Here is a 22,217-nt window from a genome sequence, read left to right on the forward strand (position 1 = left end):
GGTCGAATCCGTGCCCGGAGCCTTGCGTGGCGCGCGTGGCTTGTGATAGAGCGGGCGCGACTTTCAAGGGGTCCGGCTCGCGGCCCGTTTCCGAGCACGTCCAAGCGTTCATAAGCCGTCCGGGTTTCGGTCAACGAAGCCAAAAAAGGATCGGCCAACAAGAGGGTGAAGCGGCATTGGCAGCGCAGAATTCAGTGCTTACCCAGATTGCGCGGCCATATGCGTCGGCGCTGTTTGACCTCGCGCAGAGCGAGAACCAATTGGCTTCGGTGGAAACCGGGCTCTCCGACATCTCCCGACTGATCGGCGAAAGCGACGACTTTTCCCGCTATCTTCGCTCCCCGGTGATTTCGGGCGACGTGAAGGCTGCGGCGCTCGACGCCATTCTGGGCAAAGCCGAGGTCAATCCGTTGCTGGCCAATTTCCTGCGCCTGGTGGCCAAGAATTCCCGCCTGTTCGCCCTGGACAATATCATTGCCGTGTTCCGCGAACTGGCCGCTACCGCCCGCGGTGAAGCCACGGCTGACGTCACCTCTGCCGCGCCCCTGACGGATGCGCAGGCCAAGGCTCTGGGCGAAACGCTCAAAGCCAAGCTGGGCAAGACCGTGACACTCAATCAATTCGTCGATCCCTCGCTGATCGGTGGCCTTCAGGTGAAGGTCGGCAGCCAGATGATCGATAGCTCACTCAAGACAAAACTCGCTGCGATGAAAATCGCCATGAAAGAGGTCGGATAATGGACATCAAAGCCGCGGAAATTTCTGCGATCCTCAAGGACCAGATCAAGAATTTCGGCCAGGAAGCCCAGGTTTCCGAAGTTGGTCAGGTGCTCTCCGTCGGTGACGGTATTGCCCGCGTCTATGGCCTCGACAATGTGCAGGCCGGCGAGCTCGTCGAATTCCCCGGCGGCGTCAAGGGCATGGCCCTGAACCTTGAAGTGGATAATGTCGGTGTCGTTATTTTCGGCAACGACCGCGCCATCAAGGAAGGCGACGTCGTCAAGCGCACCGGCGCCATCGTGGATACCCCGGTTGGTCCGGGCCTGCTCGGTCGCGTGGTCGATGGTCTGGGCAACCCGATCGACGGCAAGGGTCCGATCGAGCACACCGAGCGCCGCCGCGTTGACGTCAAGGCTCCCGGCATTCTGCCGCGCAAGTCGGTGCATGAGCCGATGTCGACCGGCCTCAAGGCCATCGACGCGCTGATCCCGATCGGCCGTGGCCAGCGCGAGCTGGTGATTGGTGACCGCCAGACCGGCAAGACCGCCATCATTCTCGACACCTTCCTCAACCAGAAGCCGGCCCATGACGCCGACGCTTCGGACACCGACAAGCTGTTCTGCATCTATGTCGCTGTGGGCCAGAAGCGTTCGACCGTTGCCCAGTTCGTCAAGCAGCTCGAAGAAGCCGGCGCCCTGCAGTACTCGGTGGTCATCGCCGCGACCGCTTCGGAAGCCGCACCGATCCAGTATATTGCGCCGTTCACCGGCTGCGCGATCGGCGAGTGGTTCCGCGACAATGGCAAGCATGCCGTGATCGCCTATGACGATTTGACCAAGCAGGCCGTTGCGTACCGTCAGCTCTCGCTGCTGCTGCGCCGTCCGCCGGGCCGCGAAGCCTATCCGGGCGACGTGTTCTACCTGCACTCCCGCCTGCTCGAGCGCGCCGCCAAGATGAACGAAGACCACGGTCTTGGTTCGCTGACAGCGCTCCCGGTCATTGAAACCCAGGCCAACGACGTTTCGGCCTATATTCCGACCAATGTGATCTCGATCACCGACGGCCAGATCTTCCTAGAGACCAATCTGTTCTTCCAGGGTATCCGCCCGGCCGTGAACGTGGGTCTGTCGGTGTCCCGCGTGGGTGGTTCGGCCCAGATCAAGGCGATGAAGCAGGTTGCTGGTTCGCTCAAGGGTGAACTCTCGCAGTACCGCGAAATGGCCGCCTTCGCCCAGTTCGGTTCGGACCTCGACGCTGCCACCCAGCGCATGCTGAACCGCGGTGCCCGTCTGACCGAGCTGCTCAAGCAGCCGCAGTTCTCGCCGCTCAAGACCGAAGAGCAGGTCGCGGTGATCTTTGCTGGTAGCCAGGGCTATCTCGACACCATTCCCGTGAACAAGGTGCAGGATTTCGAAAAGCACGTGCTTTCGAACATGCGCTCCAAGCACGCTGATCTCTTGAAGACCATCGCCACCGAAAAAGCCTTGAGCGATGATACCCGCGCCAAGCTGAAGTCGGCTCTGGACGAAATCAAGAAGACCTACGCGGCTTAAGCCCTGAAGGAGACGACAGGCAATGCCGTCGCTAAAGGACCTAAAAAATAGGATCGACTCGGTCAGATCGACCCAGAAGATCACCAAGGCCATGCAGATGGTCGCGGCGGCAAAGCTCCGTCGCGCCCAGGAAGCTGCCGAGGCCGCTCGCCCCTATGCCGAGCGCATGGGCAAGGTCTTGGCCGCGCTTGGCGCAGTCTATGATGGACAGGAAAACGCCCCGGTGCTGCTTGGCGGTACGGGCAAGGATCAGGTGCATTTGCTGGTGGTTGCCACCGGTGAGCGCGGTCTGGCCGGCGGTTTCAACTCGTCGATTGCGCGCCTGGCCCGTGACCATGCCCAAAAGCTCATCGCTCAGGGCAAGACGGTCAAGTTCTTGACCGTGGGCCGCAAGGGCCATGACATTCTGCGCCGGCAATATCCGGAACTGATCGTCGACACGTTCAACTTCCGCGAAGTCAAGCAGGTGGGCTTCACCCAGGCCCAGCAGGTCGCCGACAAGGTGCTCGAACTATTTGCCGCCGGTGAGTTCGACGTCGCGACGCTGTTCTTTGCCAAGTTCGGCTCGGTGATCAGCCAGGTGCCGACGGCCCATCAGCTCATTCCGGCCAAGCTGGAAAAGGTCGAGGCCGAGGGTGACGTCAACACCCCTGCCGTGCCTTATGAATATGAGCCGAGCGAAGAAGCGATTGTCGAGGACCTGTTGCCGCGCAACATTTCGGTGCAGGTGCTGCGTGCCCTGCTTGAAAACAGCGCTTCTTTCTACGGTGCGCAGATGTCCGCCATGGACAATGCAACCCGCAATGCCGGCGAAATGATCAATAAGCTGCAGCTGAGCTACAACCGCCAGCGGCAAGCCCAGATCACCAAAGAACTCATCGAAATCATCTCGGGCGCGGAAGCGCTCTAACCCATCAGCGAGGACGAACAAATGGCAGAGAAAAAGGCCGGTCGCGTTTCGCAGGTCATTGGCGCCGTCGTTGACGTGGTGTTCGACGATCACCTGCCCGCCATCCTGAACGCACTTGAAACCAACAATAATGGTCAGCGCCTGGTGCTCGAAGTGGCCCAGCATCTGGGCGAGAATGCCGTGCGCACCATTGCCATGGACACGACCGAAGGTCTGGTCCGCGGCACCGAAGTCACCGATCTTGGCACCGCCATCTCTGTGCCGGTGGGCGAAGCGACCCTCGGGCGCATCATGAACGTTATCGGTGAGCCGATCGACGAAGCCGGTCCGATCACTGGTGAAGCGATCCGCGAAATCCACCAGGAAGCCCCGACCTTTGCCGAACAGAACCCCGAAAGCGAGGTTCTGGTCACCGGCATCAAGGTGGTCGACCTGATCGCCCCTTACGCCCGTGGTGGCAAGATTGGCCTGTTCGGTGGTGCCGGCGTGGGCAAGACCGTGCTGATCCAGGAACTGATCAACAACGTCGCCAAGGCGCATGGTGGTTATTCGGTGTTCGCCGGCGTGGGTGAACGCACCCGCGAAGGCAACGATCTTTACCACGAAATGATCGAATCGGGCGTGAACAAGGACCCCAAGGAACATGGTGGCTCGGCTGCCGGCTCTAAGTGTGCCTTGGTGTTCGGCCAAATGAACGAGCCCCCGGGCGCCCGTGCCCGCGTGGCACTGACCGGTCTGACCGTTGCCGAGCAGTTCCGTGACCAGGGTCAGGACGTGCTGTTCTTCGTGGACAACATCTTCCGCTTTACCCAGGCCGGTGCCGAAATGTCGGCTCTGCTGGGTCGTATCCCCTCCGCCGTGGGTTATCAGCCGACACTGTCGACCGATATGGGCGCGATGCAGGAACGCATCACCACCACGACCAAGGGCTCGATCACCTCGATCCAGGCCGTGTATGTGCCCGCCGACGACTTTACCGACCCGGCGCCGGCCACCACCTTCAGCCACCTGGACGCAACTACCGCGCTGAACCGCGCCATCTCGGAAAAGGGTATCTACCCCGCCGTGGATCCGCTGGCGTCAAACTCGCGTATTCTCGATCCGCAGGTTGTGGGTCAGGAGCATTATGATGTGGCCCGCGCCGTGCAGGCCATCCTGCAGAAGTACAAGGCCCTGCAGGACATCATCGCGATCCTGGGCATGGACGAGCTTTCCGAAGAGGACAAGCTGACCGTGGCCCGCGCCCGCAAGATCGAGCGCTTCATGAGCCAGCCCTTCGACGTGGCCGAAGTGTTCACCGGTGCTCCGGGCGTGTTCGTGTCGCTCGAAGACACCATCAAGGGCTTCAAGGGCTTGGTCGATGGCGAATATGACCATCTGCCGGAAGCCGCCTTCTACATGGTCGGCACGATTGAAGACGCTGTTGCCAAGGCACAGAAGCTGGCCGCCCAGGCTGCCTAATTGAGGCGCGGGGCCGCCTAGCGGCCCCGGCACATCAGTTGTGATGGAGCTCGGCTTCGCCCGGGCTCCACTGCCAAAGGACCAAAAGAATGGCTGAAGGCCTCAAGATCGAGATTGTGTCGCCAGAGCGGCTGGTGCTGTCCGAAACCGTTGTGTCGGTCACCGTGCCGGGCACGGAAGGCTATTTCACGGTCATGGATGACCATGCGCCGTTCATGACCACGCTCAAGCCCGGCTTCATCACCGTGACCAAGTCGGGGAGCGGGGCGGACGTCTATTTCGTCAAGGGCGGCTTTGCCGATGTGTCAGCCTCGGGGCTGACCATTCTGGCCGAGCAGTCAGTGCCATTCGCCGACTTTGACCATGGTGATCTGCAGGCGCAGATCAAGGCGGCCGAGGAAGAACTGAGCCGCGCGGCAACGCCGGAAGACAAGTCCTACGCCCAAGAAGTGGTGTCCGCGCTTTTGAACCTGGCCATCGAATCCCAGCATATCGACGGCGCGCACGTCCACTAAGCGACTCGTATCGAACAAGAATTCACAGGCCGTCCCAGATTTTTGGGGCGGCTTTTTTGCATGTGAAATGGGCACTACGCCCAATCATTATGCAAGTCGTTGATATGACAGGATTTTTTTCTGCCATACACCAGTGATTAACGCTTGGGGCGCACTCTTGCCGCGAAATGGTGGTTGCCGGACAGAAGTCTGGTCTGCGGGGACAAGAATATGACCAAGCTATTGGGTAATCTGCGCCTGACCTTTGCCATCTCCAGCCTGACAATTGGTGCCATAGTCCTTGCCATAGCCGGCGTACTTGTCAGTCTGTTTGTCAGCCTGAGCGGATCGGTCGAACGCGACGCTACGGCGGCCCTGACCAATACAACGCGCATTGCAGCGCAGATTTTCCAGGTCAACCTGCCCAGTCTCGAGGTGAGCGTCGCGGAGGGGGGCAATGTCGAAGCATTGACCGCCCGCAACATGCCACGTTTCCGCAATCACAATGTCATCGACGCTGTGGCCGGCGTTTCCGGCGCTCATGTCTCGGTCTATGTATTCGACCCCGAGGTTAGCCCGGACTTCCTGGTCGGCAGCACCAGTCTCGCCGATGCTGAGGGCGAGCGCGTCATGGACATGCCCATCGTGGCGGGGACGGCGCTGTTCGACACGCTGAGCGCCAATCAGTCGGTTCGTGAAAAGATGGTTCTCGATGGCCGGGACCATCTGGTGCGCTATGAGCCAATTGCAACGAGCGAAGGCGTAGTCATCGGCGCGCTCATGGTGCTGGTAGACAAGGCGCCGTTCGAGGCGTTGCTGTCGCAGACCATGCTGGTGCTGGGGGGTACGAGCCTGCTGGCGGTCATTCTGATAGCCATTGTCGCCCTATTGGCAGCGCGCCTGCTCATCCGACCGATTCCGCATCTGGCCGTAGCCATGGACACGATAGCCCAGGGCAATTTGGATGCCGCTGTTCCCTACACGGAGCGGCGCAATGAAATCGGAGCGATGGCGCGGGCTGTGGAAGTGTTCCGCAGCAATGGCACGGAAAAGGCAGCGCTGGACGCGCAGGCCCGCCAGCACATGGCGGAGGCCGCCGATCATACGGGACAATTGCAGGCCATTTCGCGCAGCCAGATCGTTGTTGAGTTCGATCTTGACGGCACCGTGCTGACGGCCAATGACAATTTCCTCGACCTGCTGGGTTATCGGCTGGACGATGTTGCCGGGCGGCCCAATGCGCTGTTCTTGTTCGACGCCGATCCGGCCAGCAGTGCCTATAAGGATTTCTGGCGCGAGCTGGCCTCCGGCGCCTTCAAGAGCGGCGAATATCGCCGACGCGCCAGAGATGGCCGGGAAGTGTGGATCCAGAGTACGTTCACGCCGATCAGCGACACAGAAGGCGTGCCCTACAAGATTGTGCAATTCGCCATCGATGTGACGGCACGCAAGCAGTCGGTGGCCACCATTGGCGCCGGTCTGAAAAGCCTAGCCGGGGGTGATCTCACCCATACGATCGACAATGCGTTCCCGCCCGAGTTCGAGGATTTGCGGGTCGCGCTCAATGGCACGATCACCCGCTTTGCCGAAGTGGTTGGACAATTGCGGATGACCACGCGCTCGCTGCGTACCGCCAGCGGCGAGCTGCTGAGCGGTGCCAATGACCTCAGCGAACGCACAACACGTCAGGCAGCGACCATCGAGGAAACCTCGGCGGCCATGGAAGAGCTGGCCGGAACCGTGGCCAGCAATGCGGGCATGGCTGAGGAAGCTGCCGGCAAGGCAGAAACCGTGGCCAAGGCTGCGGCCGAGAGCGGCGCAGTGATGGGGGAGGCGACAGGCGCGATGGAGCGGATCACCCAGTCCTCGGCCAAGATCTCCAACATCATCGGCATGATCGACGATATCGCTTTCCAGACGAACCTGTTGGCGCTGAACGCGTCGGTGGAGGCGGCGCGGGCCGGTGACGCCGGCAAGGGCTTTGCCGTTGTGGCGGTAGAAGTGCGGCGTCTGGCGCAATCGGCGGCTCAGGCGTCGTCCGAGGTCAAGGCGCTGGTGGAAAAGAGCGCCGAGGAGGTCAAGGGCGGCTCGGGCCTGGTTGCGGCGGCTGGCGAACGGCTCAAGGCCATGCTCGATGCGGTGGAGGAGAACAGTGCGCTGGTGCGGACCATTGCCCGGGCCAGCCGGGAGCAGGCCGCCTCGATCGAGGAGGTCAATACCGCCGTGCGCACGCTCGATCAGATGACCCAGCACAATGCGGCGCTGGTGGAACAGACCAATGCGGTGATTGCCCAGACCGAAGGGCAGACGCAGACGCTGGACGGCATTGTCGCTATCTTCCAGCTTGAGGATGTTGCGGGTGTACCGGAGTCTGGCGCGCGCCGCCGGGCGGCGTAATTCCGCTAATCCTGTAGCGCGGCGTCTACCAGGGCCCGCGCATGCAGATCGGTGGTGTCATAGGTGGGCAGGGTGCTGTTCGCGTCGTCGATCAGCATGCCGATCTCAGTGCAGCCCAAAATGACCGCCTGGGCGCCACGTGCGGCCATGCGGTCGATCGCGGCCTGATAGGTCCGGCGCGATTCCTCGCGCACGATGCCCTTGCACAATTCCTCGTAGATGATGCCGTTGAGATTGGTGTGATCCACCTCGGGCAACAGTACATTGAGACCATGGCTCACGAGGCGCTGCTTGTAGAAATCCATTTCCATGGTGAAGCGGGTGCCGAGCAGACCCACCGTGTCAAAGCCATCGCCGGTCAAGGCCTGGGCGGTCGGGTCGGCAATGTGGATGAAGGGAATGCCGATTCCTTCGAGCATGATGTCGGACACCACATGCATGGTGTTGGTGGCAAGCGCCAGCACCTCTGCGCCGGCGCGCACCAGGCCTTGCGCAACTGTGTTCAACTGCCGTCCGGCCGCATCCCAATTGCCCGCAGACTGCATTTTGGCAATCGGGGCGAAATCGACCGAGTGCATGATGACAGCCGCCGAATGCAGCCCGCCCAGCCGCCGGGCGGTTTCCTGGTTGAGAATGCGATAGTAGTGGGCGCTGGATTCCCAGCTCATGCCGCCGATCAGGCCGATGGTCTTCATGTTTGGGCTCATACGTGGGTGAAGCGTTGCGGAATGTCGCGGAAGGCCTCGACCACTTTCTCATAGGCGGGCCGCTTGAACGGCACGATGAGGTTGGGCGCGCGGTTGAGTTTCTCCCAGCGCCAGGCGTTGAACTCGGCCGGGTGCTTGCCGCCGGCTGGCTCAGCGACATCGATTTCACTCTCATCGCCGGTAAAGGCAAAGGCAAACCAGCGCTGGCGCTGGCCGCGATACTTGCCTTTCCAGGCCTTGCCCAAAACGTCGTCGGGCAGGTCGTAGTAGATCCATTCCGGCGCCTCCGCGAGCAGGCTCACCGAAGTCATATTGGTCTCTTCGTGCAATTCGCGCAGGGCCGCCCCAAGCGGGTCCTCGCCCTTGTCGATGCCGCCCTGGGGCATTTGCCAGGCCGAGCCATGTGCGGCCGACTGATCGGGGTCCCCCGCCGACTTGCGGTGACCGAAGAACACATTGCCGTGTGCGTTGAACACCGCAAGACCAACGCAGTCGCGATAGGGCAGGGCATTTCGATCGGGCGGGGTGTCAGTCATTGTGGTCGGGCCTCTATCTGTCGCATACACGGGTCGAACGACCAGCGGTCACCCGAGCGGCGTCATGCGCTATTGCATCAGCGCGCTGGCCGGAACCAGCGCAATGCCCTTGGCATCGAGCTCGCGCGACCATTCGGAGACGGCCTGCACCGATATGGGCAGGGCGCTGATAATACCAAGGGCGCTGCCAGTATCCATGGCCTGGGCCTCAAGGCTGGCAAGTGCTGAGAGAATGGATGCGCGGGCAGGATTGGCGTCGACGACCTGGCCCGCACGACCAAAGGGAACATTATTGGCGCCGGCGAGCTGAGCGGCGACCGAGCGGTTGGACGAGCCGTCGTCAAGATAGCCCAGCCCCCGGGCGCCCAGCTCTTCCATGATCGGCGCCATGTCGGTGGCTGAGGCGGTGAAACGCGCACCCATATTGTTGATGACCCCGAAATAGCCGCCGAAGCGGGCCATCAGCCAGAACAGCTTTTCCAGATTGTTGCGGGGCGTCTCGCCGGTCAGCATGGTGTGCGGGCCGGGATCGTTTTGCGGGTAATCGAAGGGCTCGAGGGGAATTTCGAGCATGACTTCGTGGCCAGCCGTGCGCGCGGCGGCCACCGTGTTGGGCAGGGAGCGGCCATAGGGCGCAAAGGCCAAGGTCACTTCGTCGGGCAGTTGATCGATGGCATCGAGCGATCCCTGCTCGTTGATCCCCAGCCCGGTCACGACAATGGCGATCATGGGCTGGTTGGATGTCGCCACGGTCCCGGCATTGCGACGATAGGCCAGGAAGGGCGTCAGGCCGGTGCCGGACATGCGGGGAATGGCGCCATGCGCAGTTTCTTCACTCAAGTCCGGCAGGACACCGAAATTGTCCGGGACCTGACCCGGCGCCGGCGTGGCGCTGCCCGGCGCAGGAAGCGCGACCATGGAGCCATCGGCCGGGAATTGCCCGGGATCGGCAGTGATGGTGGCCGGGCCGGTCGCTGCACTCTGGGCAATGCTGTTGCCATCGCGCGTGGAGGTGATGGCCACTTCGGCGCTGGGCCGGCCGCCATCGGGCTCCTCGACCAGGACCAGGCGCAGGGCGACCCCGCCAATGATCAGGAAAATGGCAATGAACAGCAGGCGTGCCAGCGGAAAGTGGAACTTTGCGGCCCGTTCCTGCTTCTGGCGCCGGCGTCCGGTGAGCGGTGTGGACAGATCATTGGCCATTGGCGCTTCGCTCATCTCCGGCTGGAGCTTTGTACCGTCGTTTTTGGGGCCCGCAAGATCGTTGCTTGCTGTGGGATGCGGCGCGAATCAGCTCGCGCCGCATCCCAGTCTATCATGGTGCCTTGCTATTCGGCTGTGGGCGGAAAAGCGGGGTCGGTCTCTTCGCCCTTTATCAGGCGGAGGGCGTATTGGAGCTGGGTGTCCTCTGCCTTGTCGGCGGGGACATAGACCGACGAACCGACGCTGGCCTCTTCCTGGCCTTCGACCGTAATATGGCCATCAAGTCCGGCTTCGCCGATAATTTCGTCGCGGCCCTTGAATTCCTCAGGGACGACCTGCCGCACCTCAATGTCCGGAGTGATGCCCAGCGCCTGGATCGAGCGGTTGTTGGGTGTGTAGTAGCGCGCCGTGGTCAATCGCATGGCCCCGTCCGGACCCAGCGAAATGATCGACTGGACCGAGCCCTTGCCGAAGGAGCGGGTGCCGACCAGTGTGGCGCGCTTGTGGTCCTGCAATGCACCGGCGACGATCTCGGCGGCGGAGGCCGATCCGCCATTGATCAGCACCACCATGGGCACATCGGCAATGCGCGCGTCCAGTGGATCGGGCGCGGCGTCATAGCGGGCGCTTTCGTTGTCCGAGCGGCCACGGGTCAAGACCACCGCACCGCGATTCAGGAAGGCGTCGGCGACATAGACCGACTGATCAACCAGTCCGCCGGGATTGTTGCGCAGGTCGAGAATGATGCCCTGCGGCGGCACGCCATTGCGCTCTGCATAAATGTCCTCGATGGCGCGTTCGATGCCGACAAAGGCCTGTTCGGAGAAGCGCGACAGGCGCAGCACGGCAATGTCGCCTTCGCCTTCGGTTTCGCCGCCCTCCATGCTCCAGCGCACAGCGCGCATGGAAATGATGCCGCGGGTCAACTCGAATTCGAGCGGCTCGTCGACGCCTTCGCGGAACACGGTGATGACGACATTGGTGCCGACCTCACCGCGCATCTTTTCCACGGCCTCGTCCTGGGTCATGCCCTGAACCTGCTGGCCATCGATTTCGATGATGAGATCGTTGGAAAGGATGCCGGCGCGGGCGGCAGGCGTATCATCAATCGGCGATACAACCTTGATCAGGCCTTCTTCCATGATGATCTCGACGCCCAGTCCACCGAACTGGCCAGAAGTATCCTCGCGCATGTCGGCATATTCGATGGGCGGCAGGTAGCCTGAATGCGGGTCGAGCGAGGTCAACATGCCCTGAATGGCGGCCCGGATCAGTTCCTGCTCATTGGGCGGATCGACATATTCGGACCGGATGCGGTCGAAGATTTCGCCGAAGAGGTTGAGATCGGAATAGATTTCGAGCGGATCGCGGGGCGCGGCGGAGCGCTCAGCGGCTGTTGGTTCAGCCTGCTCTCCACTGGGATTGGGGTCGAGCTGCTCTTCAATAGGCGCAGGATCGGCGGGGGCTTGGGCGAGCAACTGGTCCTGAGCGATCAGCACGGTGGCAGGCACCAGCACTGCTGCTCCGAGGGCAGCAAGGCGAAGGGTGGTCAGGCGCATGGATTACTTATCCCGTTTGTTCTTGGCTGGCCCACCACCCGGCCGGGTCGAAAGGCTCGTTGTTTTCTCGCAGTTCAATATAGAGGGTCGGCTGGTCGTTTCCAGCATTGGTGCTGACCGTGCGCCCAATTGTGCGTGATCCCATGGTTCCGAGGGGTTCGCCCATCTGCACGAACTGGCCGATTTCGGCGGTGATTGTGTCAAGGCCAGCAAGCAGCGCCGTAAAGCCTCCACCGGCGTTGAGAATGACGATCTGGCCATAATTGAGGTAGGGGCCCTTGTAGAGCACCCAACCATCAGCCGGAGCCAGCACCTGTGCCTCGGCGCGGGTGACGATGGATTGCCCCTGGGCGATGCCGCCCCGCCCGTCATTGGCGCCGAAATCGACCACCGTGACACCATTGGCCGGCGGCACCAGATAGCCATTGGCGAGCGGGAAGGGTACGGCCGGCTGGGTGCGGGCAGGATCGGCAAAGGCCAGCTCGATGGCCTCGGGCGAAAGCTGGGGCAGGTCGGGATCGGTCGTCGCAGGGGCCGCAGTGGCGCCAGCAGCGGCCCGTTCAGACAGGGCGCCGATCAATTCGCGCAAGGTGCTGGCGCGTTCGGCCAAGGCGACGGCCTCGGCCTGCTCGGCCTCGAGTTCGGCGCTCATCTGGGTGATGCCGGCCCGGCGCGCGGCGATCAGCGTGGCGATGCGCAACTGCTCTTCCTCCAGCACCTCGTGATTGGCTCTGAGGGTTTCTTCCTCGGCCATGGCAGCCAGCTTGATGTCGGTCAGCGCCTGCAGATCGGCGGCGACCGTATCGGCCTGGGCGCGCAATTGCGGCAGAATGGCTGCGATCAGCATGGCGCCGCGCGCCGAACCCAGGGCATCACCGGGATCGACAATCAGGGCCGGAGGCGGACTGAGTGAAATGCGCTGCAGCGCAGCCAGCACATTGGCGATTTCGGCATCCGCACCATCCAGGCGGCCGCGCACTTCGAGTTCGCGCACGATCAGGTCGGAAATGCGTTCTTCGACATCGGCGACCTCGATTTCAGCCAGCTTGACCCGCTGCGCCGCGGCGATGAGGGCTGCATTCTGCTGGGTGCGATCCCCTTCCATGGCCGCGATCTCGGCCTTGAGCGCATCGATGCGTTCGCGGCTGAGCGAGAGGGTGGCTTCCACCTCTTCGAGATCAGCGGCATTGTCGTCAGCCGGGCCGGCACTTTCATCGGCGGGTGTTGCGGGATCGTCCACCGGGGTTTGCGCCGCAGCCTCGCTGGCCGGGTCGAGCGGCAGAGAGGGGCGCAATTCCACCTCGGGCACGGTGTCAGATGTTGGTTCAGGCGCCTCGGTCTGCGCCAGAATGGGCCAGGCCGCTGCGCCGGTCAGCAGGGCGCCCGCCAGCAGGGCCGTTAAACGATGTGCCGGCCGCAAGGGCATGGCGTCTCCAGAAAAAGGGCATGACCCCGAATCAATTGGGGCACTCTAGCAAGTCGGAGGCAAACCGCCGGTTAACATCGCTTAACCATAAATCGAATCGCCCTAGTCGCCGCGGTGATAGGGGTGACCCGACAATATGGTGGTTGTGCGATAGAGCTGTTCGGCCAGCATGATGCGCACCAATTGGTGCGGCCAGACCATGGGCGAGAAACTGACCACCAGATCGGCAGAACGAACGAAATCGGGATCGATGCCATCGGCACCGCCGATGACAAAGCCGATGGCGGGGCGCCCGTCATCGCGCCAGCGGCCGATCCGGGTGGCGAAACTCTCGGAATCGATGGCCTTGCCGCGCTCGTCGAGCATCACGGTCACACCCTCGGGCAGGGCCGCGCGAAGCGCCTTTGCCTCCTCGGCCTTGCGGGCAGCGGCGGAGCCGGCGCGTGATTCATTGATTTCGGTGACGTCGAAACCGGTCAGCGCCAGGGGCTTGCCACTGGCGCCGGCGCGGTCGAGATAACGGGCCACGAGTTCGCGCTCGGGCCCGTTCTTCATCCGGCCGATGGCCGCAATCGAGACTCGCATATGATGCGATCGTGCCTAGTGCTGGTCAGCGGCGAAATCGGCCTGCCACATCTTTTCGATGTTGTAGAACTCGCGCACTTCGGGACGGAAGATGTGCAGGATCACATCACCGGCATCGACAAGCACCCAATCGCAGTGGGGCAGGCCTTCAACGCGCGGCTTGCCGTAGCCATTCTCGCGCAGGGCGGTGATGACCTGATCGGCGACGGCGCCGACATGGCGCTGTGAACGGCCCGATGTCACGATCATGTGGTCGGCCAGCGACGATTTGCCGGCAATGTCCACCGAGACCGTTTCTTCGGCCTTGGCGTCATCCAGCGTATCGAGAATGAGGTCGATCAGGGGCTTTTGCGCGCCGGCCATGGCGGCGGGCGTGGCGGCGGAGGTGTTTTCGGGCAGCGCGGCCATCAGAAACGGCCTTCCGCCCATGCGAGAGCACGGGTCATGCGAGAGATGAGCATCCTTGGTTGTTGATCGGAATGTTGCGGCGTCGTGAAAACGGCAAGCCGTCTGTTCCTGTTCCGGTGACAATGATCACACTTGAGCCTGAATATGCGCTTTTGCAGGCGATTTCGCAAGATCAAGGCCGATCGAGAGCTTAACGCAGGTTTCGTGACGCCCTGATGGCGGTGGACGACAGGGTCGATTGCCGTCCTTGCAGGTAGATCCAGGCCGGCGCCTGGCACCGCGCCAAAAGGGCAGCATCAGTCTCATCGAGCTGGGCATAGTCCAGGGTCGCGGCGGCGCGTGAGGCCAGGGCGCGGCGTGCGGCGCCGGGGCGGACATAGACGGCAATGGGGATTTTTGCCGCCATGTCGCGCCAGCGCTGCCAGCGATGAAAGTCGGCCAGGCTGTCAGCACCCATGATCCAGACAAAGCGCCGATCCGGCACGGTGGTGGTCAAAAAATCGATGGTTTGCCAGCTATAGGAGAAGCCCTTGGCGGCCTCGAAACCGGTGACGCGGATGCGCGGATCGGTGACGAAGGCACGGGCGGCGCGGACGCGGCTCTCAAGTGAAGGTAGGCCCGAATTATCCTTGAGCGGATTGCCCGGCGTCACCAGAACCCAGAGCGCATGCAGCTCCAGGCGGCGAAGCGTTTCCTCCATGACCAGGCGGTGCCCGTCATGCATGGGGTTGAAGCTGCCGCCGAAAAGCCCGATGCGCATGCCGGGCGCAGAGGGCGGGATTTCGGTGATGCCGGGAATGCGGAGCGGTGGGCGCAGGGTCAAAAGCTAGGGTCTCGTCTGCCCGTTGCCGCGGACGCGGTATTTAAAGCTGGTGAGCTGTTCGACGCCTACAGGGCCGCGCGCATGCATCTTGCCCGTGGCAATGCCGATCTCGCCGCCAAAGCCGAACTCGCCGCCATCGGCAAATTGGGTCGAGGCATTGTGCATGAGGATCGCCGAGTCAATTTCATTGAAGAACTTCTCGACCGCGGCAGGGTCCTCGGCAATGATCGCCTCGGTGTGGTGGCTGGAATAGTGCTCGATATGGGCGATGGCCACCTCGATGCTGTCGACGACCTTTACCGAGATGATGGCGTCCTCATATTCGGTCTTCCAGTCTTGCTCGGTTGCCGGTTTGGCGCCCGACAGCATGGACTGAACCGTTTCATCACCGCGTATTTCGCAGCCCTTGGCCACCAGCGCCTCAATGATCGGCTGGAGATGGGTGGCGGCGACGTCCTTGTGTACCAAGAGGGTTTCGGCCGCGCCGCAAATGCCGGTGCGGCGCATCTTGGCGTTGAGGGTGACGCTGACGGCCTTCTCAAGATCGGCCGATCTGTCGATATAGACATGGACCAGCCCTTCGAGATGGGCAAAGACGGGTACGCGGGCTTCGGCCTGGACGCGGGCCACCAGTGTCTTGCCGCCGCGCGGCACGATGACATCGATATTGCCCTCAAGCCCCTTGAGCATTTCGCCCACCGCCGCGCGGTCGGTGGTGGGGACCAGTTGCACGCATTCGACCGGCAGACCTGCCAGATGCAGCCCGTCGAGCAGACACTCGACAATTGCACGGCTGGAATGGAAGCTGTCCGAACCGCCGCGCAGGATCACGGCATTGCCCGATTTGATACACAGGGCGCCGGCATCGGCGGTCACATTGGGACGCGATTCAAAGATCACGCCGATGACCCCGAGCGGGGTGCGCACCCGCTCGATATGGAGGCCATTGGGGCGGTCCCACTCCGAGGTTACCGCGCCGACGGGGTCGGGCAGTTCGGCGATGGTCTTGACCGCCTCGATGATCCCGTCGATCCGCGCGTCGGTGAGCAGCAGCCGGTCGAGAAAGGCTTTCGAGATGCCCTTCTTTTCGGCGGCGTCCATGTCCAGGGCGTTGGCGGCCAGGATTTTCTTGCGATGCGCATTGAGGGCGCCGGCGGCGGTCAGGAGCGCGGTGCGCTTCTGGTCTGGCGTGGCGATCTTGAGCGCATTGGCACCCTTGCGGGCATTGCGGCCGAGCTCGGCCATCATCGCGGGAATGTCAGTCGTGGTGGCGTCAGCCAGGCTCATGGTGGGCCTCTTGTCTCTGCGTGGTGTCGGTGTTGCCGGTGAGCACCAGATTGTCGCGATGCACCATGGCGCCGCGATTGCTGGATCCGAGAAGCTCGATCACCGCTTCGCTGTGTTTGCCGATGACCAGGCGGGCGTCGTCGCTGTCAAAACTGACCAGGCCACGGGCGATTTCGCGCCCATCGGGTCCCAAGACAGCAATCGTATCGCCGCGCTCGAAAGTGCCGGTAATCTGGGTGACGCCAACCGGCAGCAGGGACTTTCCCTGGCTCAGGGCACGGGCGGCGCCGGCATCGACGTGAATGGTTCCCGAAACGGCCAAGGTGCCCATGATCCAGCGTTTTCGCGATTGCGCGCGGGTGGTGGCGGGCTTGAAGAGAGTATGGAGCCCCCCCGCGACCAGATGGGCCAGCGGATGGTTCTCGGTGCCCCTGGCGATGATCATGGCGGTGCCGGCCTGGGTGGCGATCTTGCCGGCCTCGACCTTGGTAGTCATGCCGCCGCGCGAGAGATGGCTGGCCGCCCCTCCGGCCATGGCTTCGATTGCGGGCGTGATGGATTCCACCAAGGGCAAATGGGTGGCATGGGGATCCCTGGCCGGTGGCGCCGTGTAGAGCCCGTCAATATCGGAGAGGAGCACCAGCAAGTCGGCCTCGATCATGGTGGCGACGCGGGCCGACAGGCGGTCATTGTCGCCATAGCGGATTTCGGCGGTGGCGACGCTATCATTCTCATTGATGATCGGCACCGCCCCCAACCCCAGGAGGGTCTGAATGGTGGTGCGGGCATTGAGGTAATAGCGCCGCTCCTCGGTGATATTGGGGGTGATCAGAATCTGACCGGTCACGATGCCGTGCTGCCCAAGCGCCTCGGACCAGGCCTGGCTGAGCGCGATCTGCCCGGCGCTGGCGGCGGCCTGGCTCTGTTCCAGCGTCAGTGCCAGGGCGTTGAGACCGAGCAGGCTCCGCCCCAGGGCAATGGCCCCTGAAGAGACAATGACGATCTCGCGCCCCTCGGCCTTGAGCGCGGCAATATCCTGGGCGAGCCCCGCCAGCCAGGGCGCGCGCAATTTGCCGGCAGCATCGACCAGCAGGGCCGAGCCGATCTTGATGGTGATACGGCGGTAGTTGGCGAGGGGGGTCATCGGGAGGCAAACTCGGTCTGCACCCTCCCCCTTGCGGGGAGGGATGGGGAGGGGGGAGGGCCAGCAGGATGTCGAGGGCGTGAGCACCCCCACCCAGCCTCCCCCGCCAAGGGGGAGGTGCCGCACCGCGTGTGCGGGAGCGCCCTTGCCCTCAAGGCGTCCATTTCTCTTCCGTCTGCTTGCGCTCGGCTTCGGCGATTGCGGCTTTCTCGGCGTCCAGAATCGCCAGCACGTCGAACAACACCTGTTCGACGCCCTGGCCGGTGACACCGGAGACCTGTCGAATATCGGCCTTGGAGACCTTTTTCAGAGCCTTGAGCTTGTCCTTGAGCTCTTCGGGGGTGAGCGCGTCGACCTTGTTGAGCACCACGATTTCGGGCTTGTCGGCCAGCACATCGGCATAGGCAGCCAGTTCGTGGCGCACCGCCTGATAGGTATGGGCAACATCTTCATTGGTGCCGTCGATCAGATGGATCAGGACGCCGCAGCGCTCGATATGCCCCAGGAACCGGTCGCCGATTCCGACGCCTTCGCTGGCCCCTTCGATCAGGCCCGGAATATCGGCCAGGACGAATTCACGCTCGGCAATGCGCACGACGCCCAGATTGGGGTGCAATGTGGTGAAGGGATAGTCGGCGATCTTGGGCTTGGCGGCGGAGACGGCCGAAAGAAAGGTCGACTTGCCCGCATTGGGTTGGCCCACAAGACCGGCATCAGCGATCAGCTTCAGGCGCAGCCAGATGCCCTTTTCGGTGCCTTCCTGTCCGGGATTGGCGCGGCGCGGCGCCTGGTTGGAACTGGTCTTGAAGTACGCATTGCCGAAGCCGCCATTGCCACCCTTCAAGAGCACTACGCGCTGGCCCACTTCGGTAAAGTCGGCGATCAGGGTTTCCTGGTCTTCCTCAAAGATCTGGGTGCCGACCGGCACGCGCAGCACGATGTCCTCGCCATCGGCGCCGGTGCGGTTCTTGCCCATGCCATGCACGCCCGTGCCGGCGCGGAAATGCTGCTGGTAGCGAAAGTCGATCAGCGTGTTGAGGCCATCGGCGCATTCGGCGATGACATCGCCGCCGCGACCGCCATTGCCGCCATCAGGGCCGCCGAATTCGACGAATTTTTCGCGCAGAAAGCTGACGGCACCGCCGCCGCCGGAGCCCGATTTGATATAGACCTTGGCCTGGTCGAGAAATTTCATGGCTTTATCGTGCCTTCCAGCACCTGGTCTGTCGCGCTTGCCGGTCTTTTTCCGGCTGGCCAGCCTTGCTGGAAACGCTCACGTGTCAATTTGGTGTCGATATGCTCCAGCTCGGCGCCGCGCGCAAGGCAGAGCAGGGTAGAACGGCCCGTCTCGGTAAATCCAAGCCGGTGCTGAATAGCCAGAGACGCGGCGTTGAAGTGGAACACCCCCGAGTAGATGGCCTTTGCATCGGTCCGCTCAAAAAACCAGCGAACAGTGGCGATGGCAGCTTCGGTCATGATCCCGCGCCCCCAATGCGGCTTGCCCAGCCAGTAGCCGATGATCGCGTCCTTGCCCGAAGGTTGATAGCCGATATGGCCGACATAGCCCACCCCGGCCAGCTCGATGGAGAAACTGGTCTGATTGGGGGCCTGCCGCGCCTGTTGGGTGGCAAGCCAGGCCCTGGCATCGCTTAAATGATAAGGGAAGGGCACGCGCGCCAGATTGCCCGCTACCTCAAGATCGTTGAGGTAGCGTGCTATGGGTTCGGCGTCGCCCGTCTGGGGCGGCCGCAATATGAGCCGCTCGGTAAGGAGGGTTGGGTTCATTCCTGCCACTCCATCACCAGGAGCATGCAAACGCCACCGGATTTTGGTCCAGTCGCCCGTTGAACACGTCTCAGGCGCATTGCTTGTGCTCCCGCTCCATCCAGCGCTCGCGCGTCAGCCGGGTCAACACATGCGGCACGTTATGCTGCAAGGCGTGAGAAAACCGCATGTCGCGCCCCACCTCCTCAAAACCCAAGCGCGCCTTAACACGCAGTGAGGGCCGATTGTCGTGGTGTGCACTGGCGGAAATATGGCTCTGATTGCTGGTGGCAAAATGCCAGTCGATAACAGCGCGGGCGGCCTCGGAGGCATAGCCCTTGCCCCAATGCGGCCGGGCGATCCAGAAGCCGATCTCGCTGGTCAGGGCGACGCAGCCGATCAGTCCGCGTCCGGGCAGGTCGATGATGAACATGGATTTGTCCGGCCCGTTCTCTGGCGCCAGCCGCAGCCAGTCATTGGCCATGGCCAGGGTGAAGGGGAAGGGCAGGGGCGTCAGCCAGCGGGCGACGGCAAAGTCGCTCACCCCCAGGGCAAAGCAGGGCGCGTCACCAGGCCTGGCCGGGCGGAGCAAAAGGCGGGTTGTCTGGAGCTCAGTCATCTTGGGTCGAACTCCAGCTGCATGAGGGCCATAGCCTGGCCAGCAAGATTGTGGTCCGGCTCGATTGCTTCGCCGATTGCGATGAAGCCGATTTTCCTCAGCACATTGCGCGAAGCGAGGTTGTGTTTGAGAGCCCGCGAGCGCAAGGCCGCCGCCCCAGCCGCTCGCGCGGCTGCCACAACGGCCTGGGCGGCCTCAGTGGCAAAACCATGGCCCCAGAAGGGTTCGCCCAGCCAATAGCCGAGTTCAGGCAGCTTTTCTGGCAGGATATGCAGCCCGACCGTGCCGATAAAGGCGCCATCCAACTCGATCGCCCAGGCAAATTCGCTGTCACCACGCGCGATGTTCTCGATGAAAAGTCGCCCATCGTTTTCGCCATAGGGATGGGGCAAGCGCGAGAGCATAGCGTGGATGGCCTTGTTATTGGCCAGCACGGCCATGTCCGGAACATGGGCCAGTGTCGGGGTCGCCAGCACAAGACGCGCGGTGCGGATGGTGGCGGGCAGGCGGTCCTTGAGGCCCTGTGCGACGATGGTCATTGGCAAATGCTCCGGAAACGAAAAAGGGGAACCGGCTGACCGGTTCCCCTTTGCATCTGCTTGTCTTTTCAAACGCGGCGCCGGGGAACGGGTCTCCGGCGGGTTTGAAAGGCCTGCCGGGTTATTCGGCGGCCTCTGCCGGGACGACAGATACGTGTACTTTATTGTTCGCGCGGGTGCGGAACGCCACGGTGCCATCGACCAAAGCGAAAATGGTGTGATCCTTGCCCAGGCCGACGCCGGTGCCCGGTGCCCACTTGGTGCCGCGCTGACGCACGAGAATGTTGCCGGCGATGACAGCTTCACCACCGAACTTCTTGACGCCGAGACGACGGCCAGCGGTATCGCGACCGTTGCGGGATGAACCGCCTGCTTTCTTATGTGCCATGGTTCTTTAGTCCTTATTCCTTGCCGGCCTTACCGGCGATGAGATCCTTGGCCTGCGCGATCCACTCTTCGCGTTCGATACGGCCCTTGAAGTTCAACTCTTCGTCGAACTTGGCCACGTCATCGGCAGTCCAGTCGGCAATCTGCTTGAGGCTGGTGATGCCGGCGGCGGCCAGCTTCTTTTCCAGCGCAGGACCAACGCCACCGATCAGCTTGACGTCGTCCTTGAATTCGGCAGCCGGAGCGGTGTCTGCCTTGGCTTCGGTCTTCTTGGCCGGCTTTTCAGCAACGGCTTCGCTCTTGTCGGCCTTGGCAGCAGCCTTGACAGACGGCTTCTTGCCGCCGGTCAGGATTTCGGTGATGCGCACGGTGGTCAGAAGCTGGCGGTGGCCATTGCGGCGGCGCGAATTGTGGCGGCGGCGCTTCTTGAAGATGATGACGGTCTTCTGCTTCTTGGTTTCGAGCAGCTCGGCGGCCACCAGGGCGCCTTCCACCAGGGGTGCACCAACGGTGTCGCCAACCATGAGGACCTGGTCAAAGGTGACAATATCACCAGCCTGGGCATCGAGCTTTTCGATCTTGATGACGTCGTCAGCAGCAACCTTGTACTGCTTCCCGCCCGTCTTGATAACGGCAAAAGTCATTCAGTCAGCCACGTGGTTTTCTCACGTGGTCCCTTTTTCTGTCGCGCTCTACGGCGCCGCGGTTGCATGCCTGTTTCCGCGGGCTTTTCGAATGGTCAGGGCCGAAATTCGGCCGGCAGCCTCGAGCAGCGTTTTCAAACAAAACCAGCGCACCGGACGGACCAGTGCGCAGATTGGTGGGCTTATCGGGGCAAAACCCGTCAGAGTCAAGCCATTTGCCTGGCGTCAGACTGCCGGATCAGGCCTGGTTGGGATACCAGTTGCGCAGGCGCACCTCCACACCTTCAACCACATCGGTTTCGAGCGGGCTCAGGTCGCTCTCGCCATAGTGGTAGGGATAGATAATGCCCGGTTTGAAGGTGTTGATGGCCTCCACCGCCTGTTCGGGTGTCATGGTGAACGGCAGGTTCATCGGCAGGAAGGCAACTGCAATGTCAGTCAGGCCCAGCATGTCGTCGGTCGGCTCGGTGTCGCCGGCCACATAGACTTGGCTGTCCCCGAAGTTCAGCACATAGCCATTTCCCACCCCCACCGGATGATATTTCATGCGATCCTCGGTGGTGTTGTGCGCGGCAATGGCACGGATCGGAATATCGAGGATGGTGCCGTCTTCGCCATTGGCCATGGCCTTCGCATTGGCTTTGAGGGCTTCGGGCAGCTTGGAATGCACATCGCCATTGGTGATCAGGGGGACGTCGCCGGCAATCGCCTCGAGCGTGGGCACGTCGAAATGGTCGCCATGCCCATGGGTAATGAGAATGGCCGAAGGGGCTGGCAGGGACGCATAAAGCTCGGCACCGCCGACCGGGTCGACATAAATCGCCTTGCCATCGAATTCGAGCACCAGGCTGGCGTGATCGATCGGGCGGATGACGAGATCGCCGGCACTGGTGGTAAGCGTGTCGGCCATGGGCATCTCCTGAGCGTTAGCGGCAGTGGCGGCAAGATTGGCGGCAATGCCGGCGAAGGGCAAGCCGACCATGCCGGCAACGACGATACGGCGCGTAACCATCAAGTGTCTCCATTCTGTCTTTTGGCTTAAAGACTAACGG

At 62.4% G+C, this 22,217-nt stretch carries 23 protein-coding genes; 6 read left to right on the forward strand and 17 right to left on the reverse strand.

The features are described from left to right. Nucleotides 1-176: 176 nt before the first annotated feature. The 6 genes from GO014_RS09780 (at nt 177) to GO014_RS09805 (ending at nt 7,534) form a co-directional block, all read left to right on the forward strand. On the forward strand, nt 177-737 hold the full coding sequence (locus GO014_RS09780) for a F0F1 ATP synthase subunit delta (protein ID WP_210252435.1): 561 nt from the start codon (nt 177-179) through the stop codon (nt 735-737). Continuing rightward, a complete protein-coding gene (atpA, locus tag GO014_RS09785) occupies nt 737-2,272 on the forward strand; it encodes a F0F1 ATP synthase subunit alpha (RefSeq protein WP_104892763.1) in 1,536 nt (511 codons plus the stop codon). Before GO014_RS09780 ends, atpA begins: the two co-directional genes overlap by 1 nt. Nucleotides 2,273-2,294: 22 nt before the next feature. Next, nucleotides 2,295-3,182, forward strand: coding sequence for a F0F1 ATP synthase subunit gamma (locus tag GO014_RS09790; RefSeq protein ID WP_104892764.1), 888 nt, complete (start codon nt 2,295-2,297; stop codon nt 3,180-3,182). 21 nt (nt 3,183-3,203) lie between these two features. Next, entirely contained in the window at nt 3,204-4,643 is a 1,440-nt protein-coding gene (gene atpD, locus GO014_RS09795) for a F0F1 ATP synthase subunit beta (RefSeq protein WP_116587436.1), read from the forward strand. An 89-nt stretch (nt 4,644-4,732) separates the two neighbouring features. Further along, the gene (locus GO014_RS09800) at nt 4,733-5,158 is read left to right on the forward strand and encodes a F0F1 ATP synthase subunit epsilon (protein WP_116587435.1); all 426 of its coding nucleotides are present in this window, start codon (nt 4,733-4,735) and stop codon (nt 5,156-5,158) included. A gap of 210 nt (nt 5,159-5,368) precedes the next feature. Further along, nucleotides 5,369-7,534, forward strand: a complete 2,166-nt coding sequence (locus GO014_RS09805; RefSeq protein WP_157290170.1) for a methyl-accepting chemotaxis protein — start codon at nt 5,369-5,371, stop codon at nt 7,532-7,534. Between the two features lie 5 nt (nt 7,535-7,539). Here GO014_RS09805 and GO014_RS09810 read toward each other — a convergent pair whose 3' ends face one another. The 17 genes from GO014_RS09810 to GO014_RS09890 form a co-directional block, all read right to left on the reverse strand. Next, nucleotides 7,540-8,229, reverse strand: a complete 690-nt coding sequence (locus tag GO014_RS09810) for an aspartate/glutamate racemase family protein (RefSeq protein WP_157290171.1) — start codon at nt 8,227-8,229, stop codon at nt 7,540-7,542. Between the two features lie 8 nt (nt 8,230-8,237). Further along, nucleotides 8,238-8,777, reverse strand: coding sequence for an RNA pyrophosphohydrolase (locus GO014_RS09815; protein ID WP_157290172.1), 540 nt, complete (start codon nt 8,775-8,777; stop codon nt 8,238-8,240). 69 nt (nt 8,778-8,846) lie between these two features. Beyond that, nucleotides 8,847-9,995 carry a divergent polysaccharide deacetylase family protein gene (locus GO014_RS09820; protein ID WP_157290173.1) on the reverse strand — a complete coding sequence of 383 codons (1,149 nt, stop codon included), beginning with the start codon at nt 9,993-9,995 and terminating at the stop codon, nt 8,847-8,849. A 110-nt stretch (nt 9,996-10,105) separates the two neighbouring features. Further along, nucleotides 10,106-11,539, reverse strand: a complete 1,434-nt coding sequence (locus tag GO014_RS09825) for a S41 family peptidase (RefSeq protein WP_157290174.1) — start codon at nt 11,537-11,539, stop codon at nt 10,106-10,108. A gap of 7 nt (nt 11,540-11,546) precedes the next feature. Next, nucleotides 11,547-12,965: a murein hydrolase activator EnvC family protein gene (locus GO014_RS09830; RefSeq protein WP_157290175.1), complete on the reverse strand. Its 1,419-nt coding sequence runs from the start codon at nt 12,963-12,965 to the stop codon at nt 11,547-11,549. A gap of 102 nt (nt 12,966-13,067) precedes the next feature. After that, the gene (rlmH, locus tag GO014_RS09835; RefSeq protein ID WP_116587428.1) at nt 13,068-13,550 is read right to left on the reverse strand and encodes a 23S rRNA (pseudouridine(1915)-N(3))-methyltransferase RlmH; all 483 of its coding nucleotides are present in this window, start codon (nt 13,548-13,550) and stop codon (nt 13,068-13,070) included. A 15-nt stretch (nt 13,551-13,565) separates the two neighbouring features. Continuing rightward, nucleotides 13,566-13,958, reverse strand: a complete 393-nt coding sequence (gene rsfS / locus GO014_RS09840) for a ribosome silencing factor (RefSeq protein WP_116587427.1) — start codon at nt 13,956-13,958, stop codon at nt 13,566-13,568. Between the two features lie 190 nt (nt 13,959-14,148). Beyond that, on the reverse strand, nt 14,149-14,781 hold the full coding sequence (locus tag GO014_RS09845) for a nicotinate-nucleotide adenylyltransferase (RefSeq protein WP_343030890.1): 633 nt from the start codon (nt 14,779-14,781) through the stop codon (nt 14,149-14,151). A 3-nt stretch (nt 14,782-14,784) separates the two neighbouring features. Next, nucleotides 14,785-16,068, reverse strand: coding sequence for a glutamate-5-semialdehyde dehydrogenase (locus GO014_RS09850; protein WP_157290176.1), 1,284 nt, complete (start codon nt 16,066-16,068; stop codon nt 14,785-14,787). After that, on the reverse strand, nt 16,055-17,212 hold the full coding sequence (gene proB / locus GO014_RS09855; protein ID WP_157290177.1) for a glutamate 5-kinase: 1,158 nt from the start codon (nt 17,210-17,212) through the stop codon (nt 16,055-16,057). The genes GO014_RS09850 and proB overlap by 14 nt, the downstream gene beginning before the upstream one ends. Nucleotides 17,213-17,363: 151 nt before the next feature. Further along, nucleotides 17,364-18,407, reverse strand: coding sequence for a GTPase ObgE (gene obgE / locus GO014_RS09860; protein WP_157290178.1), 1,044 nt, complete (start codon nt 18,405-18,407; stop codon nt 17,364-17,366). Continuing rightward, nucleotides 18,404-18,997, reverse strand: coding sequence for a GNAT family N-acetyltransferase (locus GO014_RS09865; protein WP_157290179.1), 594 nt, complete (start codon nt 18,995-18,997; stop codon nt 18,404-18,406). Before GO014_RS09865 ends, obgE begins: the two co-directional genes overlap by 4 nt. Before the next feature lie 70 nt (nt 18,998-19,067). Beyond that, nucleotides 19,068-19,595 (reverse strand): GNAT family N-acetyltransferase, encoded by a 528-nt coding sequence (locus GO014_RS09870; RefSeq protein ID WP_157290180.1) that lies wholly within the window; start codon nt 19,593-19,595, stop codon nt 19,068-19,070. Further along, complete coding sequence (locus GO014_RS09875) at nt 19,592-20,134, reverse strand: GNAT family N-acetyltransferase (RefSeq protein WP_157290181.1); 543 nt, start codon at nt 20,132-20,134, stop codon at nt 19,592-19,594. Before GO014_RS09875 ends, GO014_RS09870 begins: the two co-directional genes overlap by 4 nt. Nucleotides 20,135-20,255: 121 nt before the next feature. Next, entirely contained in the window at nt 20,256-20,522 is a 267-nt protein-coding gene (gene rpmA / locus GO014_RS09880; protein ID WP_116587420.1) for a 50S ribosomal protein L27, read from the reverse strand. A gap of 13 nt (nt 20,523-20,535) precedes the next feature. Then, complete coding sequence (locus GO014_RS09885; protein WP_157290182.1) at nt 20,536-21,165, reverse strand: 50S ribosomal protein L21; 630 nt, start codon at nt 21,163-21,165, stop codon at nt 20,536-20,538. Between the two features lie 238 nt (nt 21,166-21,403). Then, nucleotides 21,404-22,177, reverse strand: coding sequence for an MBL fold metallo-hydrolase (locus tag GO014_RS09890; RefSeq protein WP_157290183.1), 774 nt, complete (start codon nt 22,175-22,177; stop codon nt 21,404-21,406). Between the last annotated feature and the right edge of the window lie 40 nt (nt 22,178-22,217).

Source organism: Devosia marina (assembly GCF_009758415.1).
Classification (GTDB): domain Bacteria; phylum Pseudomonadota; class Alphaproteobacteria; order Rhizobiales; family Devosiaceae; genus Devosia; species Devosia marina.